The 1,074-nt window shown below is 65.7% G+C and carries 2 protein-coding genes; both read right to left on the bottom strand.

Translation table 11 applies throughout. From position 1 onward, the window contains the following. A partial coding sequence (locus AC097L_RS26035) for an MCP four helix bundle domain-containing protein (protein ID WP_479589581.1) occupies positions 1-550 on the bottom strand: 550 nt, incomplete at its 3' end. An 89-nt stretch (positions 551-639) separates the two neighbouring features. Continuing rightward, positions 640-1,074 (bottom strand): IclR family transcriptional regulator domain-containing protein (locus tag AC097L_RS26030; protein ID WP_479589580.1); only part of this gene is annotated, 435 nt, incomplete at its 5' end.

The following is a 1,074-nucleotide window of genomic DNA, read 5'->3' as shown; positions in this document are numbered from 1 at the left end:
GCGCATCCAGCAGCGCGGCATCCTCGGCAATTTGCCGCTTTTGCAGCTCCACCATGGCCACCACCTGGTCTTGCAGGGCATCCAGGGCGGGCAGGGTCTGGGCCAGCAGCACGGCCGAGGCCTCGGCCCGGTCTTCGCTGCGCAGCAACTGGTCCACCTTGCCAAACGATGCCACGTAGGCGGTGCGGGTTTGCTGGATTTTGTCGAGCAGCGCCCGGCCCTCGGGCGAGGTTTCCAGGGTGTTCAGCGTCTGCAGCGCATCGGCGATGGCCTTTTTATTGGCATCGATGAAGGCGTAGGTCTGCTGGGCTTTGGCGGGGTCGGTGAGGAAAAACAGCTCCATGGTCCGGCGCGCGTTGGCCTTGGTGGTGGCGTTGATGGTGGCCGCGGCAGAGTTCTTTACCAGGCCCTCGTCCACGATGCGGTGGTCGATGTTGCCCAGTTCGCCCAGGCGCAGGGCAGCCACCCCCATCACCACGACCAGCAACGCCAAAATCAATCCAAAACCCACGCTCAGCCGGGTCACTATTTTCGTATTCTTGAACCACACGGTGGTGTCCTCAAAGGTGCTGCGGAGGCGGCAGTGTAACAATTAGCAACAAACACCCCTGCCCACGCCAACCAGCAGAGTCGGTCCGGTCAAATCAAATTCCGCATCGCCTGCGCCGTCTCCCGCAGCACCGGCAGCACGCGGGCCACCGCATCGGCGGTGGGTTCATGGCCCATGGGCATGGTGACGCTGAGGGCGGCGACGGCATCGCCATTGCGGTCGCGCAGGGGCACGGCGATGCCGCGGTAGTTCAGCTCCAGCTGCTGCTCGGACAGGGCCCAGTCCTGTGCGCGGATGTGGACCAGGGCGGTGCGCAACTGCTCGGGCTGGGTAATGGTGTGCGGGGTGTAGGTCTGCAGGCTGCGCTGGGCCAGCCACTGCTCGCGCTGCTCGGGCGTGCGCTGGGCCAGCATCATCAAGCCCGCCGCCGTGACCTGGGCCTGCACCCGCCCGCCCAGCACGTAGCCGGTGTTCATGCTGCGGCTGGGGCCGTTGCGGGCGATGTAGACGATGTCGTCGCCGTC

The organism is Rhodoferax sp. RT5P35 (assembly GCF_056521385.1).
This window is presented reverse-complemented; position numbering and strand designations above follow the sequence as displayed.